Genomic DNA, 18,163 nt, shown 5'->3' with positions numbered 1-18,163 from the left:
GGTCGGCGCAGTTATGCGCCGACCTTTGGTGCTCTAGTCCTGCCAGCTCATCCGGTTCAGGAAGAGGCTTTCATTGGCCGTCGGTTTCCACTGAAGCTGTTTTGCTGCGCCATAGATGATCGCGGCCTGATAAAGCGGCACAAGCGGCACTTCCTCGGCTACGAAAGTGCTGACGGTCTTATAATTCTCAAGGCGGGTCTTTTCGTCCAGCGTGCCGCGTGCGGCTTCCAGCGCCTTGTTGATTTCCGGATTGTTTGTGGACGACCACGAGCTTGATGAATGAAGCAGCGGGAAGAGCACTCCGTCCGCATCCTGACAGGCGCAAGACCAACGACCGAAAGCGATGGCAGGCTGGCTTTTCGGTTCACTCTGCGCGCTCTTCAGATAGGTCGCCATATCGGTCATCTCGATATTGACGGTAAGCCCCGTTTCGCCGATCATCTGCGCCACTGCCTGCACGATGCGCTGGTCGAATGTAGGGGCGGTAGCAAAATTCACTACCTTACCGGTTGCGCCTGCATCCTTGATAAGCTGCTTGGCCTTTTCCAGATCGTAAGCGTAGCCCTCAATGCCTTCGACATAGCCAAAATGTGCGGGCGTCGCCATTTGTGCGACTGGTTTATCAACGCCTCCAAGCAGCCCTTCGGTAATCGCTTCCTTATCGATTGCACGAGCAACGGCTTCGCGGACCCGCTTATCATCGAATGGAGGAAGGTTCGGGTTAAGCTTTACATAGCCCACACGCTCTGTAAGCACTGACAATGGCTTGGCATTGGTAGAACCTTCGATCTGTGCTGCGAGATCTGCATCAAGTCCAACCGCAAGATCGGTTGTGCCCGATTGCAGATTGGCGATGCGGGTGGCCGCATCGGGAACAGCACGGAATTCGGCAGTTTTGAACGCGCCCTTTTCGCCCCAATAGTCGTCATTGCGTTCCAGCGTAACCGCAACGCCGCGCTGCCAGTTCACGAACTTATAAGGGCCGGAGCCGACAGGAGCCGCATTGAAGGCGTCGTCGCCTTTTGCTTCAACAACCTTTTCCGGAACGATGGAGAGTTTGACGAGTTGTGCCAGAAGCGCTGGATAAGCACCGTCGGTCTTCACAGTGACTTCGTTATCGCCGGTGGCTTCTGCCGATACGATCTTATTAAACTGGCCAAGCTGTGGGCTTGCGAAGGCCGGGTTGATGATGCGGTTGATGCTGAACGCTACATCCTTCGCCGTCAGTGGCGAGCCATCATGAAATTTTACATCATCGCGCAGCTTGAAGACGATTTCCGTGTCGGAATTATATTTCCATTCAGTGGCAATCTGCGGCGCGATTTCGCCGACATCAGTGCGCGTGACCAGATTGTCGAAGATATTGCGATAAACGTAGTAACTGTCCGGGTTCCACTGCTTATGCGGATCAAGCGACGATGGCTCGTTCACAAGATCAATGACGAGCTGATCCTTGGCAAAGGCTGCAGTCATTGTAAGCGGTGAACAGGCCAGAACGAGGCCTGCAATGACGGAACGGATCGAACGGCTCACTACTTCCATATTTATAATGCCCCTGGTTTATCCAAATGTGATTCTGGACGAGGTTGTTTCCCGGTTTTGCTTTTGCCCGCGTTGCGGCGGGCGGGTTTGGCGCTGACCATTGCTTCCGATTCAAGGAAGCGGTCGAGCAGATAGGTTTCGAGCGCTGTGTTAGCCGCGCCAAACAGTTCCAGCGCTTCGCTCTTTCGCCCCTCGATAATCGCACGGATCAACAGCGAACGGTTGGCGGGGATCAGTCTGACGCGCCCGGTCTTCTCGAAGAAGTTGACCAGACGCACGGCACGATCCCAAAGGTCGGTCAGCCAGCCCGCAACAATCGGCATATTGAGCCGGTTGGCGAGCAATTCCAAAATTTCGCGCTCATAGCGGCGAATGGTCGGAAGGATGTCACCCCCAAGTTCATTGCGCTGTGTGAGCGCAAGATGCATTTCACCCAGCGCATTCAGCCGCTGAATAGACGCCTCATCCAGTACCGCTGCGAAAAGCAATGGCTCCAGATGTCGCCGCGCCGCACTCAATTCGCGGATTTCGCCCGCAGAAATTGGAGTGACAACCCAGCCGCTTCGCGCTGACGACGATACCAACCCGCTCGCTTTAAGGCGCGCGAGTGCCGAACGCAGTGCACCGCGTCCCAGTGCGAATTCGGCTGCAAGTGCGGATTCCGACAGCCGTTCACCCGGCGCGAGAACGCAGTTTACAATCGCATTTCGCAGTGCCTTTTCCGCCAGATCTCCCTTGCCCTCGAGCGATACAGGCGATGTATAGGCATCGTTATCCAACATTTATAACTGACCTCTCAGTTTCATATTTTGAAATTTCTTTATGCTAAAGAAAAGAACAGATTTTCTTTTCCGGATCACCGGAGTGAAGAATTTATCTCCGTATCGCTCTGCAGAGGAAACAGGAGCATGTTGCCTCTACGATTCCCATAAATCAACTGTTTCTCTTCGATGCACAAAATTGAAATGGCATTTTTCAATTGCATGCAGATTTAGAAAATGCGCTGGTTGCACGATTTCCCGTAAAGTGACAGTATTTGATATTAATATTGCAAAACAAAAAACTGAGATGTCAAATTGTATTTTTGAGTTGCAATCTGCTTATCGTTCAATCGGAAAAACCGGGGAACCCTACGGGAGAAAATTCGATGCGCTTTAAAAACGCACTCTTCGCCGCGCTGCTTGCCGCGACAGCACTCGCTGTTCAGCCACATAGTGCTAGCGCGAAGGACCTGCTGGCGGTGGATTTCATTGCTGAGCCGAGCTCGCTTGATCCGCATGTGCAGTGGAATACCGACAGCTTCAATGTCTATCGCAATATTTTCGACAATCTGCTGACGCGTGACGATAAAGGCGAGATCGCTCCGCAAATCGCCACTGAGTGGAAATATCTTTCCGATGCGGAAGTCGAATTCAAAATCCGCAACGATGTGAAGTTCCACGATGGCACACTACTGACCGCTGCGGACGTTGCCTTCAGCATCAAACGTGTTATCGACCCGGCGTTCGCCAGCCCACAGATTGGCCAGTTCAATCAAATCAGTGATGCGGTTGCCAAGGATGATACGACTGTCGTTGTTACCACCAAGGGCCCTTATCCTGTTCTGCTTGCACAGTTGACGAAGCTTTCCATCGTACCAAAGCATGTGGTGGAGAAGGTCAGCAAGGATGAGTTCAACGTCAAGCCTGTGGGCTCTGGTCCTTACAAGCTCGAGAACTGGAACCGTGGCGTTGAAGTGCTGCTCGCGCGCAATGACGAGTATTGGGGCACGAAGGGTGAATTCCCGAAAGTGGCCTTCCGAGCCGTTCCAGATGGTTCAACCCGCATTGCTAACTTACAGGCCGGAACGGCTGATCTCGCAAGCAATCTCGATAATGATCTTGCCGCTCAACTGGAAGCATCGGGGCAGGGCAAGGTATTGCCGGTTCGCGGTGAACGCATTGCTTTCTTCTCGCTCAACATCAACAAAGCACCGCTTGATGATCCTCGCATTCGTCTGGCAATTGCCCATGCCATTGATAAACAGGGCATCGTCGAGGGCATTCTGGGTGGTTATGATGCTCCGATTGACGAGCTCACGTCCCCGGTTTCATTTGGGTTTGTTGAGGGTATAAAGGCTCCAGAATATAACCCTGAGAAAGCCAGGGAGCTGGTGGCGGAAGTTGGTGATGCGGCCAAAACCGAAATCACTCTGCTCACCACGCCGACCTATGATCAGCGTGTCGTGCAGGCCATCCAACAGATGCTGAATGATGTCGGCCTGAACGTCAAGATTGCCACCACTGATATGGGCAACTGGATGCAACAGATGCAATCTGGTGCCGATACGATTCCTTCGGCGGCCTTTGGCCGCTGGAGCTGTGGCTGTCAGGATGCCGATGGCACGCTCTATCCGCTTCTGCATTCTTCGAGCAGCTGGTCGACGATCAAGGATGAGCGTCTCGACAAAGCACTGGATGAGGCGCGAACAGTCATCAACCCAGAACGTCGTCTCGAACTCTACAAGTCCGTCCACGAGATCGTAGCCGCAGAGAACTATATCATTCCGCTTTATCAGGCATCAGTGCTTTACGGTGCGGCAAAGAATGTGGAATTCGCGCCCCTGCCAAATGAGAACCTCTTCCTTAACCGCGTCGGCTGGTCGGAAAAGTAAACGGGTCGAAGAAGCCCTGAAGCCGGACTGTCGTGCAGTCCGGCTTTTGCAGTTTCCAGGTCTCATCACAGGAACAGATTGCAGTGATTACGATTATCGAAAATGCCAATGTCGTCGACGTTGAAAATGGCAAGGTGCTCCCCGATCAGCGCCTTGTTCTGGAGAATGGGTTCATTCGCGAGGTGAGCGAAGAAAAAGTGCCACACTCCGAGGCAAGCCGGGTTGATCTTAAGGGCGCATTCGTTATTCCGGGGCTGATTGATGCCCATGTCCATGCAACGGCCTACACTGCCAATTTGGGCGAGCTGCCGCGTCAATCGCCGATGTATGTGGCAGCACGTGCCGCAAAGGTGCTGGACGGAATGCTCTCTCGTGGCTTCACGACTGTGCGTGATGTCGGTGGTGCTGATTTTGGTCTCGCACAATCGGTCGAGGAAGGGTTGATTTCGGGACCGCGACTTCTTTACGGGGGCAAGGCGCTTTCAGCCAGTGGTGGTCATGGCGATCATCGCGCCATGGGTGTGGATCGGACTGACGAAACCTATGCGCAGGTCAGCCTTGGTCGGCGCTGCGATGGTGTTGATGAGGTTCGCCGAGCAGCGCGTGATGAGATCAGGCGCGGCGCACACCACATCAAGATTATGGCTAATGGTGGTATTTCTTCCCCAACCGACCGCATCACTTCGGATCAGTTTTCGGAAGAGGAAATTGCGGCAATCGTCGATGAAGCCAATATGGCTGATCTTTATGTCGTGTCACATACCTATACCGCCCGTTCGGTTGCACGCGCTGTACGTAACGGTGTGCGTTCAATCGAGCATGGTAATCTTCTTGATGAAGAGACTGTCGTGCTGATGAAGCAGGCTGGGAGTTTCCTGACGCCGACGCTCTCTTGCTTCCGGGCGCTGGCGGAAGTGGGCGCGGAAAGCGGTTTCCCAAAAGACCGGATGGACAAGATCAGGCTGGTGCTCGATTCTGGCCTTTATGCTGTCGAACTTGCCTATCGCGCGGGGGTGCCGATGGCATATGGCACCGATCTGATCGGGCCAATGCATTCGCGCCAGCTGCATGAGTTTGCCTTGCGTGCCGACGTTGTACCACCGCTTGACCTGCTTCGTGCGGCAACGAGTACGGCGGCGGAATTGGTGCGGCTTGAGAATGAAATCGGCCACGTTAAGGAAAATTACCGCGCCGATCTCAATGTCCTCTCAGCCAATCCGCTGGATAAGGGTGTTCTGGAAAGCTTTGCCAAGCATCTCCAGTTCGTAATTAAAGGTGGTGAAATCGTTAAAAGCTATTCTTCATAAGATCTGAAATGCAATCTCGCATTCTTCTGCTACCTGACGGTCCCATTCGCTCTTGTCGAATGACGCAAGCGGAAGAATGCGGGTAGCACGTTTTGTGAAAGGGAACTTGGTCGCATCCGTCGAAGCATAACCGCCGCTGTCGACGACAAAAACACCTTGTTCTGCAAGCGGCGTAAATGACGTGCGGAAATGGTTGCTCGATTTGACGTGAATGATCGCCTTGCTTTCGAGATTGATACCCAGACTACGGAAAGCCTGTGTGTCATAGGCCTGAATGCGCTCGGTGACGAGAACGATATGACCGTGATCGCGGACACGAAGAACAGCGCCCAGACCGCCCTCCAGCAGTTCGCCGTGCAGATTGGCCCCTTCGTTGCGATAACGAACATCCGTGACGCGCTCCACAAGCGCATCAACAACAAACGGTTCCCCGCCTTGCAAACGCCCCATGGCAATTTTGCCGCGATTGCCCTCACCAATCGCCTCTGCCGCCAAGACCGCTTCGCCATCAACCATGAAACCAGCTGCGAATGGCAGGTCCTGCGCAGAAAGACTTGCAAAAATATCGGCGACATTAGCAATCCCGCCTGAACCGGGGTTATCGCCGGCGTCACCAATGACCACACGCCCTTTGGTGGCACGATCATAGATTTCCGGTGCTATGGCATTGAATGCAGGCGCTGGTCGGGTTATGGCCTCGCGCTTTTGCCAGATGACATCCGCCATGTCGCGATAGGCCTGCTTCATGGCTTCTTCGTCGGTGCCTGTTACAAGAACAGAGCTTCCAACATCATCGGAATCCACATAGGGAAAGCCGCCCATTACAACGACATCGGCAAGCCCGTCACGGTGTTCGATGTCATTGGATAGTGCGATCAGGCTTTTGAATGGCTCTGCATCGCTGGTCTGGGCGCTCATGGGTGCTGCTACTGGCAAGCGGAAGCGCCGTGTCCGCCAGCTCACAGGGTCAAGCGCCAACTGCATTAATTTTTTGCCGCGCGCATGAGTGTCAGAATGTGGGTACAGTTTGCCGCCTATCACCACATCGACAACATGCGGCAGCGTCGGTTCGACATTGGCATGAAAATCGAGCGGTACGGCTATGCGGACATGAGGGCCAACAATTGCACGTACCTTTCGGGCAAGATCTGTCTCAGGTGTGGAGACGCTCTCAACCACCAGAGCGCCGTGCAACAGAAGCGCTGCGACGTCTACGGGGCCCGTTGCTACAATGTCTTCTAGCGACCGAATAATTTCTGCCACAAGACGGTGATAACCTTCTGCCTCGAGCGTTCCACCCGGAAGGCATCCGGTGCAAACGCCGTAAGCAATGTCATAGCCGGCTTCATCAAGCGCTTCCGTTACACCGCCCAGCCAGTTGCTGGTTGAGCCGAATTCTCGCCGCACATCTTCGCCACGAAAATACTGTGCTGAGAGAAATCCATCGTAATTCGCCTTGACCGGCGTAAACGCGTTGGCTTCGTGAAAGAGCTGAATAACGGCGGCGCGGGGCATGGGACTTCCTTGGAATTTTGGTCAGACTTCGCGGCCATCCTGCCACCGCATATAAGGCAGGATGAAGCGCGCCGTTCGGCTAACAATGGGGTGAAAAGCGACCTGTGGCACAGGTGTTGGACGCAAGGCGAGCCGGTCATCCGCTACGCCGCAAACGGCATCGGCAACTACATCCGCCATAGCGCATGAGAGTGCAAGGCCGCGCCCATTGCAACCAATCCAGCCGTAAAGACCGTCGTCGCGTCTATGCAGATGCGGCAGGCGATCCACCGTCATAGCGATGCGCCCGCCCCAGAACGTTTTCACTGTTCCGTTTGGCAGGTCAGGGAAGAGCTCGCGCAACCGACCCTCCACCATCGCAGGCAGACGATACGCCGCACCTGCCTGAATGGCGAGTGCGCCGCCAGAAACCAATCGCCCCTCACGATCCTTGCGGAAATAACGAAGGTCAAATCGGGTGTCTGACGATGCTTCATTGCCGGGCAGGATTGTATCTGCCAAATCCCCCAGCGGCTCGGTTGCCGCTTGATAGGATGTCACCGGCACAATAGAGCGACGCAGTTCGGGCCAGAGATTGCCGGTGTGGCCGGCGGTCGCGAGCACGACTTTTTCTGCGTAAAGTTCGCCGTTCGGGGTTTTGATCTGCCAATCTGTCGACGCTCGCGTGAGATTAAGTGCTGGACTTTGCTCAAAGACTACAACACCTTCTGAGGTAGCGGCACGTGCAAGGCCCACCGTGAAAGCATAAGGATTTATGTGCCCACCGCCACGATGCTCCCATCCGCCATGGTAAGTATCGGTGCCTAGCCGGGTTGCCAGATCATCTGAAGAAACAACGGCAGTTGGTGCACCAGCTTCAGCCCATTGTGCAGCAAGAGCGGAAACGCGCTTAAAACGCCCAGGGCTGTGCGCGGGTTGCAGCCATCCAGCACGGCGCAAATCGCAATCGATCCCATAACGGTTGGCGAGTTCATAAAGCTTGTCGGCAGCGCCCCTCACAAGCTCGATAAAACGTTCCGCCTGTTCTCCCAGCCAAACATTCCTTAAAGCATTAGGCCCATGGCGTGTCAGCGCCGAAATGACTTGCCCGTTGGCGCGTCCGGAAGCGCCATAGCCGACCTTGGTTGCTTCAAGTACGGTGACTTTGCGACCACGCCTCGCGAGCTCGATGGCTGCAGCAAGACCAGCAATGCCGCCGCCAATGATCGCGATCTCGGTTTTTACAATACCTTCAAGAACATTACCTTCAAACTGTTCGCGTGAGAGCGACATCCACAAGGATGAAGGTTTATTCGATGGCCAGGATTTCATGCGCGAACCATCGCGATTTCCAATCTGCAACTTTCCCGTTAATCGAAAACAGCATCACTGTTTCCGCTGATCGTCAGGCGACCCCTTCCAGCCGATATCGGTATATCTGCGAAGCTGTCGCTGGATAGCACCTCAAGTTCCGAGACGTTCGGTGTGGCGACAGATATCAGACTCCGCGCACCGTTGGGGTGTTCTATTACGCCAGATGTCCAGAGAAGTTCAGGTGTGTAGTGCTGGCAGAGTAAACATTGATAGGCTGGGGTAACGCTATCTTTGAAACGGCTTATCGAAAACCGCAACTCGCCAGCGTCGGTTTGTCGTGAAAAGTGCCTTACCGCTTCAGTCTTGATGTTCTTATCTTTGAAAGCCTGAGCGTCCGCCTCTACATCTTTGCTGCGCAGCGCTATCCCATGCAATCCAGAACCATTTTCGAGAAGTTTGCGCCATTTGGCATTGGCTTCGGTGTTCTCAACGATTGCAAGGATTTCGATATAAGTGTCATTGAGCATGACACAGCGATTGGCCGTACCCATGGCAGCGCTGTGTTTTGCGATTGGTGTGACATGGAATCCGGCTTTTTCAAAGGCGGTTCCGGCAGTATCCAGATCGCCTGTGAGAACCACAACACGGTCGATGGGTAAGTGAAAAGTCATGCGGCCACCGTCATTTTTCTGATGCCATAGATGCGGTCGACAATGATGAGCGTTGCAACCGCCATAAGCAGTTGCAACGTACTGAGAGCAGCGATTGTCGGGTCGAACTGATGTTCGAGATAGCTGAGCATCACAACCGGCAAGGTGTTTGTGCTTGCGCTGGCAAAGAAATAACTCACAGGCAAGTTGTCGAACGAGGTGAGAAATGAAAACAGCGATCCAGCCATGATGCCGGGGCGGATGAGCGGCAATGTGACATGCCCGAAGACCTGCAAGGGATTGGCACCCAGAATGGCGGCGGCTTCTTCATAGCTTTTGGGCAGACTGCCATAAACGCCTGCAACCGTGCGGACGACATAAGGAAGGCAGACGATAGTATGGGTGATCAACAGTGCGCTGAATGAAATGCCCAGCCCAAGCCTGCTCATGAAGAAAAGCGATGCGAAGCCAATCACAATCATTGGCATCGACAAAGGTGACAGCAGAAACGCCATGACGGCGCTTGCCCCGCCTGTTCGTGAACGCGCCAGATAAAGGCACGCGGGGATGCCGATCAGACAGGAAAGAATGGTCGCACCGATTCCAATCTTAAAACTGACGATAAGGGCATCCACGAAAGGCTGATAAGCGAAAATATTCGCAAACCATTTGAGCGACCAGCCGGGAATTGGAAAGGCCACATAGCCGGCAGACGTGAAGGACACGAGTACCACAACAAGAATGGGTGCCAGCATGAAAATGAAGAACACGACCACGAAGGCGGTCAATGCAATGTCTGTCCAGTCTTTGCCAAAGAGTTTCATCGTTTAAGCTCCCCGACGGCGCACGAGACGCAATTGCAAGAAGAGACAGGCAACTGCGATCACCAGAAGGATCGAACTCATGGCACTCGCCATGCCAAAATCACGTGTGGTGTTGAATTGCTGGTAAATGAGCAATGGCAATGTCTGAAGACCGCCGCCGAGCATTACCAGTGTAACGAAGCTTCCATTGGCAATCATGAAGACAAGTATCGCGCCGGTTCCGATGCCGTCGAGAGAGAGGGGCAAAGTCACCTCCCAGAAGGTGCGCAGACGTCCGGCACCGAGAATTTTTGCAGATTCTTCCAATCTGCGATCGATACCTTGTAAAACCGTGCTGATCGAAAGAACCATGAAGGGAACGAGCACATGCACGAGAGCGGCTATGGTGATTTCCGGCGAGTTGGTGAACCGCAACGGCACCGAGATGAGACCGAGCTGATTGACAAGCAGATTGTTGATGAGGCCACGGCGGGCAAATAGAACCTGCCAGCCGAAGGTGCGCATGATGATTGAAGTCAGGAGTGGAGCGATAAGCAGAAAGACAATCAAGCCAGCCCATCGGCCTGCTTTGCGCACCAGAAAATAGGCAACCGGATATCCGATGATTACGCAAATCAGTGTCACGCCACCAGAAAGCAATATCGTCTCGCCGATGACGCGCAGATAGAAGGGATCGGTCAGCAGCGTGGCGTAACGCGCCAAAGTCAAACCGCCTTCAGTATCGACAAAGCTGCGGACGCTGTTGTCAAACAGTGGCAGGACGAAAAAAGCCAGCAGGAACGCCAGAGCAGGCAAGACAAGTAGCCAGCCAGGTAGAGCCAGCCCCTTTCTTGCCGTAGCCTTTGATGTTTCTGTCTGGCTCATGTCCGTACTCCGGGATCTTACTGACCGATTTCCCGGTTCCAGCGATCCACCCATTCATTGCGAACCTGAGCAATTTGCTCATATGGCGGGAAGGCGGTTTTCTGCCATGGCGTGATGCGGGGCTTGAGCTTTTCGCTGTACACCACATCCACATTGGTGACGCCGTAATTCATGATGTCGGCAAATTGCGTCTGGTTGGCTGAGTCGAGAACTTCATTGATATAGTCCCAGGCGAGTGGGTTGGCGTTTTTCGCCTTCTGGACTGCCAGACCGTTGAGTGAACCGCCTTCTTCCGGATTGATGAAGTCGATCCAGGTTGCGCCTGCATCGTAATGGTTCCAGGTGCGGCCATCGAAATAAATACCGATATCCGCTTCGCCGGAAGAAAGATGATTGAAGAAATCATTCGGTCCAGCCCAATAGACCAGGTTGTCCTTCATCCGCTCGACGGCCTTGAAGAACGGATCGACTTTGTCGGCACCGCCACCAAATGCCTTGGCCATGGCCCAGATTAGCATGATCGGTGTGACGGCATAGCTGATGGACGGGATAGAGGCCACGAATTCACCAGCTGCAACCCTGTCGACAAATTCGGCAAACGACTTTGGCGGATTTTTCACGCGGTCTTTATTGTAGGTGATGCCAGCTACACCATAGTCGAACAGTGTCCCTTTTCCCTCGACTGAGTCCGTCAGCTGCTGTGGAATTTTTGCAAGGTTCGGCAGCTTTTCGACCGTAAAGTCGTCAACAAGGCCTGATCTTGCTGCAGTCAACGCAAGGTCCGGCGTCATGATGAGCACATCGACCGGCGGTTTCGCTGGCGACGCTTCAACCTGCGCCAGCCATTGCGGTGGGCCACCGAGAGAGACATTGGCTTTTGCGCCGGTTTTGGCTTCAAATGGTGCAACAAAGCACTTGCGAACAGCTTCTTCCCATATGCCGCCAAAGGCAGTCACGGTGATTTCTTTTGCGGCCTGCGCATTGGCGATGCGCGGGAATCCGCCTGCGGCAAGACCCAGACCAAGCATGGCGCCTGAGCCGAGGAAGTTTCGTCTGGTAATCAGTGTCATTGCGATACTCCTTATCTGGAACAGTCAGGCGTTTGCGGAATTGGATATTGCGATGAGCTTCTCTACTGCCGCCCGGAATGCGATAGCCGCTGTATGTGCGTTCGAGGCTTCTGCCTTTGTTCGTGGAAAGCCTTCCGGTAGAGCAGGCAAAACGGCGTCGAATACAGCTTTACGCTGGCGCTGCCGCACGGATCCGGGAAGCTGCACAAGCGCACGGTTCAGACTGTCCATCAAGGCGGGTTCGAATACTTCATCCCAGTGCTTTCGCTCAGGGCCAAATCCGTCGGTGACGCCGTTGTCTGTCAGTGATCGACGTTTGGCCTCGGTGGCATCCTTATCGATCGCGCCAGTGTGTATCACCACGCCATAAACGGTATGAGCGGCGTCGCGCGTGACAAAACCATCCAGAACGTCGCGCAAAACGGCGTTTGGATCTCGTTTATGCGGATTGCCCCAACCACCCGCTCCGGGGGTCAGAAACGTTACCGTATCGCCTGCATTGACGTTGAGCACATCGATTTTGCCAAGCCTGCGTTCATCAGGATGTCCGCGATTAACGATCAAGGCGCCGGGCAGACCTGCCTGGCCACCATAGGAACCCCATGGACGGAACAGCAGGCGCTCCATGCCTCGACCGAGTACATTGGTATTATCGGTCAATGCGCGAAAGGTCAGTTCCATGCCGCACCCGCCGCGCCATTGGCCGGGGCCACCGGAATCCGGACGCAGGCTGTAGTGCAGGATTTCAACGCCGAGCTCGGCTTCGACCGTTTCAACGGGATTGTTGGCGAGATTGGAGATGCCGCTGTCTCGACCGTCAACGCCATCGCGACCAAAACGTGCGCCGGTACCACCGATCATCGGTTCGATGACCTGTACGCGACGCCCGCCTTTGCCATCTGGTTCCGCCATGACAACGGGAATGACTGTGCCGGATGATGCGGCAGGCATGACATCAGGCAATGCTTTTCCGAAGGCACCGTTCAAAACGTCATTGACGCGAATGGCTGCTGCATGACGTACACCTGTTGCAGCGGGTTCCTGCGGGTTGACCAGACTTCCCTCAGGTGCAGTTATCCGAACCGTATCAAGCAGGCCGACATTTAACGGTGCTGTTGGATCAAGCGTGTTGACCAATGCGAGTACCCTGAGTGTCAGCCATGCATGGGGGCGTCCGCGCGAAGGGATGTTCATGGAGGTGGCCACTTGCGGATCAGTTCCGGTGAAATCCAGATGCACTTCTCCGTCTTCGAATGTCACGGTCAGTGCGATGCGAACAGGCAAGTTACCGGCTGCGTCATCATCAAGATAATCCGAAAACGCATAGGAGCCAGCGGGAACCTTGCGCAGAACCGAACGTGCCTTTTCAGCTGCGTAGGTAACAAGATCGGTGCTGGCTGCCGAAACCTCATCTGCTCCGTGCTGGGCAATCGCCTGTTCGAAGCGACGACGACCGGCAGCAAGAGCTGCCAGCATGGCACGGATATCACCCATATTGGCTTCAGGCGTGCGGCTGTTTGTTTCCAGAAACAGGCGCACTTCGGGTGACATCTCTCCGCGCTTCAACAGCTTGACGGGCGGGATGCGCAAGCCTTCCTGAAAGATTTCAGTATTCATTGGGGAGATGCTGGATGGCACGCGTCCGCCGACATCCGAGCAGTGCACGAAACACCAACCATAAGCAATTACGCGGCCCTCATGGAAGTAGGGCTCAATCATATGAAGGTCGGGCAGATGTGTGGCGAGACCTTCTGAACGATAGGGATCGTTGGTCAAGATGACGTCGCCGGGTTCGAGTGGTCCCACTGCTTCAATCGTCGGTCCGCATTCAAGGCCCACAAATCCTGAAACACCGATAGAACGCGGATAGGCGAAAAAGCGTCCGTCCAGCCCGGCAAGCGCGCAGGCAAAATCCGCAGTTTCCTTGACATAAAGCGTGCGACCGGTGCGCTGAAGTGTCAGGCACATTTCTTCGCTGATAGCTGCAAGCTTGTTGCCGAGAATGGCAAGCGTGACTGGGTTTAGTTTCATTGTGCCAACCTTTCAAGATGCAGATTTCCGGCTTTGTCGCAGTTGGCTATCCAGCCGGGAAGCAGAATAGTGGTGGTGTCATCCTGCTCGATAATTGCAGGGCCACTGACCTGATCATTCGCCCGGAAACTGTGGCGGTCGTAGATATCTGCATCAAGCCATGCACCCTTGTGAAACAAGCGGCGTTTGCCTTTGATCTTTGGTTTGCCGTCGCCTGTTGGAAACTCCTGCGCGGCGAGGTCCGGCGTGACGCCAATAACCGCGAGACGGGCCGTCCCCAACTCGACTTCGGCTGTGCTGTCGCGGAAACCATAGATGCGCTCATGTTCGCGGTGAAAAGCTTCGGAAATGGCATGAACGTCGGCATCGACATCATTTAATGCAACGCGCAATTCATAAGCCTGTCCGACATAACGCATGTCAGCAGCTTTTTCGAAAAGGCGCCCTGTGCTTTGTTCACCTTCCTGATTCAACCAGTCATTTCCTTCTGCTGCGAGAGCTTCGAATGTCTCGGCAAGAGTCGCTGCGGTTGCTTCATCAAGCTCTCTGCGCAAACTGCGAACGAAATCACGTCGTAAATCTGCTGCCGCCGCACCCAGTGCACAAAACGTTCCTGCCGCTGGAGGTACGACGATGCGGGCGATACCCACTTCTTCTGCCAGAAGGTTGGCGTGTGTTGGGCCTGCGCCACCAAACGGAACGAGCGCAAAGGATGCCGGATCAAGACCGCGTGCTGCGAGTGTCTTATAGAGTTCGGTCGCCATGCCAGCGGTGGTGACTGCAAGCGAACCCTGAGCGGCTTCAGCCGCAGCATTTTCATCCTGAAATCCGATGCGATTGCCAATCTGTGCAAGCGCTGCAGCAGCAGGCGCGCTCTCAAGCTGCATACGTCCACCCAGGAAGCCGGTGGGGTCGATATAGCCAAGCGTCAGATAACAATCGGTGACGGTTGGCTCTGTGCCGCCGCGACCGTAAGAGATGGGGCCTGGCATTGCGCCAGCACTGCGAGGGCCGACTTTCAGCACGCCATGGTCATCAACCCATACGATTGAGCCGCCACCCGCACCAATGGCCGAGACATCCACCACAGGCAACACCAGAGGTAGACCGCCAATATCGGTTTTGGTGGCGAGCGCAGCTGAACCATCCTGTGCAACGGCGATGTCTGACGACGTGCCTCCCATGTCAAATGTGATGATTGCGCGCACGCCCGATGTTGCGGCCAAACGTGCCGCTGCCATCACACCGGAGGCCGGTCCGGAGAGGATCGTTTCAACCGGGCGTTCCTGTGCAGAGCCGATGCTTAGCGAACCGCCATTAGAGGCTGTGACGAGGATCGGCGCATGAACACCATCGCGAGCAAGGCCCGTTTTCAACCCCTCAAAATAGCGCTGCATCAATGGCTGGATATAGGCGTTGAGACAGGCGATCAGTGTGCGTTCATATTCGCGGATTTCTGGCCAGATCGCTGCGGCAGATGTAATGGAAAGCCCATTCGTCTTGTCCGATATCTTCTGCGCCAGCTCTTTTTCAACCGAAGGATTGGTATAGCCATTGATCAAGACAAGTGCTGCCGCATCGACATCCAGTGTATTTAGTTGTGCTGCAATTTCTTTAAGAGCTATATCGTCGGGAAGTTGGGTTGTCGTGCCGTTTGCCGAAAGTCTCGCGCCGACTTCGATGATGCGATGGCGTGGCACCAGTGGCTCTTCCTTGCTTGCATGAAAATCAAAGGAAGAGGGCATACGACTGCGCGCGATTTCCAGAATGTCGCGATAACCTTCGCTGACAATGAGTGCGATCTTTGCACCGCGTCGCTGGATTATGGCATTGAGACCGATTGTCGTGCCATGCATAAGCGTGTCGATCTGGTCGGCTCCGAGATCCGCTTTCTTGAGCAATGACTGCAGGCCCACGATCAGCGCCTGAGACGGATCTTCAGGCGTCGATGGTTCCTTGTAATGGATAAGGCTTTTGCGGTCGGGATCGAACAGAACAAAATCGGTAAATGTTCCGCCCACGTCGATGCCGATACGTGCGCCATTCTTCTGCATATTCGGAGCTTTCAGTTCAATCTGATGTTACGACGACGGCATCCTGCGGGTTCCAGCCGAGTGTGATTTCTTCATTGAGATGATAAGCGAGCTCGCCAAGGCGGCTTTCAGCTTGCCGGTAGATGAATATTTCCCGGCCGAGCGCCGGAACGTCGATCTGATAGGCAGCATAATTTCCGCGAAACACCGCGCCGACTACCCGGCCATTCAACTGGCCATTGCCATCTGCAACCGGCACAATCCTCTCTGGCCTTATAGAAAGTGTTAGCGGCTGTGATGAGAGATACCGGGTGGCGAGGGGAATAGTTACACTTCCCTTGCGTCCGCCGATCAAGAGTGAAGAGCCGTCCGGGGATGTCTTACCCTCGAAAATGTTGGAGGCTCCCAGAAATTCGGCAACGAAACGGTTCTGCGGTTTGTCGTAAATTTCCCCGGGCGTTCCAAGCTGAAGAATGCGCCCCTTGTTCATGACTGCGACTTGGTCGGCCATGGAAAGCGCTTCTTCCTGATCGTGCGTGACAAGAAGAGTGGTAATGCCAAGTCGCGCCTGCATGGCGCGGATTTCAAACTGCATGCTTTCGCGCAAAGATTTATCGAGTGCGCTCAAGGGCTCATCGAGAAGCAAAACTTTTGGATTGACCACCAGTGAACGTGCAAGCGCCACGCGCTGCTGTTGACCACCCGAAAGCTGCGAGGGAAAAGCGTCGCCACGACCAGACAGCTGGATGAGATCGAGCATCGATTTGATGCGTTCATCGCGTTCTGCTTTTTCGGCACCCTGCATCTTTAGGCCGAATCCGATATTTTCTGCGACTGTTCTGTGTGGAAACAGGCTGTAATTCTGAAAAACCATGCCGAGACGGCGCCGGTGAGGCGGAAGATTGGTTACATTGGTTCCGCCAATTAGGATCGTGCCTGAATCCGTGCTTTCAAATCCTGCAACCATGCGCAGCGTGGTTGTTTTGCCGCACCCCGAAGGACCGAGCAATGAAACGAGTTTTCCGGCCTCGATGGTCAGATTGAGACTGTCGACAGCAATGTTCGAGCCAAAACGCTTCGTGACGGCCTTAAGCACGAGCGCGCTTGCTCCGTTTTGCGAATGCAAACTCATAAGCACTTCTCGCGATTTGCCCTGCTGCCTGTCAGAAAGATCATGTGCATTTCCAGCATTACAATATATTGTAGCGCTACAATCGACTGCAAAGCTAATTTCGTCAAGAACGAGTTTTCTACAGACACCCTGTTGGACCGCATAAAAAACCTTGAGAAGTAGCATCATGAGAATAATTCGGTGCACCAAGCCATGAATAACCTTGTTCGCAGTAAAAATATTATAACGATGCAGTCGGTCGCGCAGGCCGCTGGTGTGTCGCCTATGACCGTATCCAATGCGTTCCGTTACCCCGAACGGGTACTGGAGGAAACGCGGTTGCGCGTGTTTCAGGTCGCGGCGGAACTTGGCTATGTTCCGAACCATTCTGCAGGCATTCTTTCGTCCGGACAAAGTCGGGTCATTGGCGCGGTCATTCCGTCGATGAAGAACTCAAGCTTTTATAAATATGTGCGCGGAATGCAGGATCGCGCCAGCGAGAGCGGCCATGAGTTGATACTCAAACTTGCGGAAACCAGGCAAGATGAAACGGCTGCGATTCAGACATTCATCGGTCTGCGCGTCGCCGGTATTTCGCTGGTCGGAAATCAGCATTCCGAGGAAGCCATTGATCTTATCAGGAAGACCGCGACACCTGTCGTAGAAGGCTGGGTCACTGACAATGTCCTCGATATGGCGGTTGGCTATTCCATGGCAGATGCAACACGTTCTATTGCTTGTCTTCTCGTCGAAAGAGGTTGCCGTCGTATCGGGTTTGTCGGATATGGTGGCGCATCCGCACGTCGATATAGTGACCGTCTGCCAGCTTTCGAGGAGACTATGGCAGCAGCCGGTCTGGAACATCACCGCATCTGCATTGTGGAGGAGGCAGATGGTTTTGGTGCAGGCCCCAAGGCGCTTGAAGCGCTGTGCCGTATAGATCCAGAGATCGATGGTGTGATTTGTCCTACGGATATCGTGGCAGCTGGTGTGATCTTCGAATGCACGCGTCTAGGATGGAAAGTACCGGAGCGTCTTGCCGTCACCGGATGGGGTGACTACGAAATCGCATCGGAAATAACGCCAGGCTTGTCGACGATCCAACCAAATGCCTACGAAATGGGTGTGAAGAGCATGACAATGATCGTTAATCGTGTCTCTGGAGTGAGCGCGGCTCATGCAATCGTCGATATCGGTTATGATGTCGTGAAGCGCGAGAGTGCATAAAGCATTTGGCCCCGATGCACGTTTATGTGGTATCTTTTTTCCG

Annotated in this window: 14 protein-coding genes; 3 read left to right on the top strand and 11 right to left on the bottom strand. The window is 54.3% G+C overall.

All coding sequences use genetic code 11. The annotated features are described in order from the left end of the window. Window positions 1-33: 33 nt before the first annotated feature. A complete protein-coding gene (locus JAU75_RS18920; RefSeq protein ID WP_199058010.1) occupies window positions 34-1,542 on the bottom strand; it encodes an ABC transporter substrate-binding protein in 1,509 nt (502 codons plus the stop codon). A gap of 2 nt (window positions 1,543-1,544) precedes the next feature. Further along, a complete protein-coding gene (locus JAU75_RS18915; RefSeq protein ID WP_199058009.1) occupies window positions 1,545-2,324 on the bottom strand; it encodes a GntR family transcriptional regulator in 780 nt (259 codons plus the stop codon). Window positions 2,325-2,689: 365 nt separating this feature from the next. On the opposite strand from JAU75_RS18915, the gene JAU75_RS18910 reads away from it, so the two are divergent. Both JAU75_RS18910 and JAU75_RS18905 read left to right on the top strand, forming a co-directional pair. After that, window positions 2,690-4,195, top strand: coding sequence for an ABC transporter substrate-binding protein (locus JAU75_RS18910; protein ID WP_152850373.1), 1,506 nt, complete (start codon window positions 2,690-2,692; stop codon window positions 4,193-4,195). An 83-nt stretch (window positions 4,196-4,278) separates the two neighbouring features. Then, the gene (locus JAU75_RS18905; RefSeq protein ID WP_199058008.1) at window positions 4,279-5,502 is read left to right on the top strand and encodes an amidohydrolase family protein; all 1,224 of its coding nucleotides are present in this window, start codon (window positions 4,279-4,281) and stop codon (window positions 5,500-5,502) included. On the opposite strand, the gene JAU75_RS18900 is transcribed toward JAU75_RS18905, so the two are convergent. From JAU75_RS18900 to JAU75_RS18860, 9 genes are read right to left on the bottom strand one after another with little or no spacing between them, the layout of a single operon-like run. Beyond that, entirely contained in the window at window positions 5,497-7,017 is a 1,521-nt protein-coding gene (locus JAU75_RS18900; protein ID WP_199058007.1) for a M81 family metallopeptidase, read from the bottom strand. The two genes, JAU75_RS18905 and JAU75_RS18900, sit on opposite strands and share 6 nt — an antisense overlap. A gap of 21 nt (window positions 7,018-7,038) precedes the next feature. After that, window positions 7,039-8,328, bottom strand: a complete 1,290-nt coding sequence (locus tag JAU75_RS18895) for an FAD-dependent oxidoreductase (RefSeq protein WP_199058006.1) — start codon at window positions 8,326-8,328, stop codon at window positions 7,039-7,041. A 38-nt stretch (window positions 8,329-8,366) separates the two neighbouring features. Beyond that, window positions 8,367-8,981, bottom strand: a complete 615-nt coding sequence (locus tag JAU75_RS18890) for a VOC family protein (RefSeq protein ID WP_152850343.1) — start codon at window positions 8,979-8,981, stop codon at window positions 8,367-8,369. Then, window positions 8,978-9,784, bottom strand: coding sequence for an ABC transporter permease (locus JAU75_RS18885; protein WP_199058005.1), 807 nt, complete (start codon window positions 9,782-9,784; stop codon window positions 8,978-8,980). The genes JAU75_RS18890 and JAU75_RS18885 overlap by 4 nt, the downstream gene beginning before the upstream one ends. A gap of 3 nt (window positions 9,785-9,787) precedes the next feature. After that, a complete protein-coding gene (locus tag JAU75_RS18880) occupies window positions 9,788-10,648 on the bottom strand; it encodes an ABC transporter permease (RefSeq protein WP_199058004.1) in 861 nt (286 codons plus the stop codon). Window positions 10,649-10,665: 17 nt separating this feature from the next. Continuing rightward, window positions 10,666-11,718 carry an extracellular solute-binding protein gene (locus tag JAU75_RS18875; protein ID WP_199058003.1) on the bottom strand — a complete coding sequence of 351 codons (1,053 nt, stop codon included), beginning with the start codon at window positions 11,716-11,718 and terminating at the stop codon, window positions 10,666-10,668. A gap of 24 nt (window positions 11,719-11,742) precedes the next feature. Further along, window positions 11,743-13,749, bottom strand: a complete 2,007-nt coding sequence (locus tag JAU75_RS18870; protein ID WP_199058002.1) for a hydantoinase B/oxoprolinase family protein — start codon at window positions 13,747-13,749, stop codon at window positions 11,743-11,745. Next, window positions 13,746-15,803, bottom strand: coding sequence for a hydantoinase/oxoprolinase family protein (locus tag JAU75_RS18865; protein WP_199058001.1), 2,058 nt, complete (start codon window positions 15,801-15,803; stop codon window positions 13,746-13,748). Before JAU75_RS18865 ends, JAU75_RS18870 begins: the two co-directional genes overlap by 4 nt. A gap of 16 nt (window positions 15,804-15,819) precedes the next feature. Continuing rightward, window positions 15,820-16,914, bottom strand: a complete 1,095-nt coding sequence (locus JAU75_RS18860) for an ABC transporter ATP-binding protein (protein ID WP_199058000.1) — start codon at window positions 16,912-16,914, stop codon at window positions 15,820-15,822. A 192-nt stretch (window positions 16,915-17,106) separates the two neighbouring features. On the opposite strand from JAU75_RS18860, the gene JAU75_RS18855 reads away from it, so the two are divergent. Continuing rightward, window positions 17,107-18,120: a LacI family DNA-binding transcriptional regulator gene (locus JAU75_RS18855; protein ID WP_371836208.1), complete on the top strand. Its 1,014-nt coding sequence runs from the start codon at window positions 17,107-17,109 to the stop codon at window positions 18,118-18,120. Window positions 18,121-18,163: the final 43 nt, after the last annotated feature.

Source organism: Ochrobactrum sp. Q0168, assembly GCF_016427605.1.
Classification (GTDB): Bacteria; Pseudomonadota; Alphaproteobacteria; order Rhizobiales; family Rhizobiaceae; genus Brucella.
The sequence above is the reverse complement of the archived record's forward strand: the minus strand, read 5'-3'. Positions and strand labels throughout refer to the sequence as shown.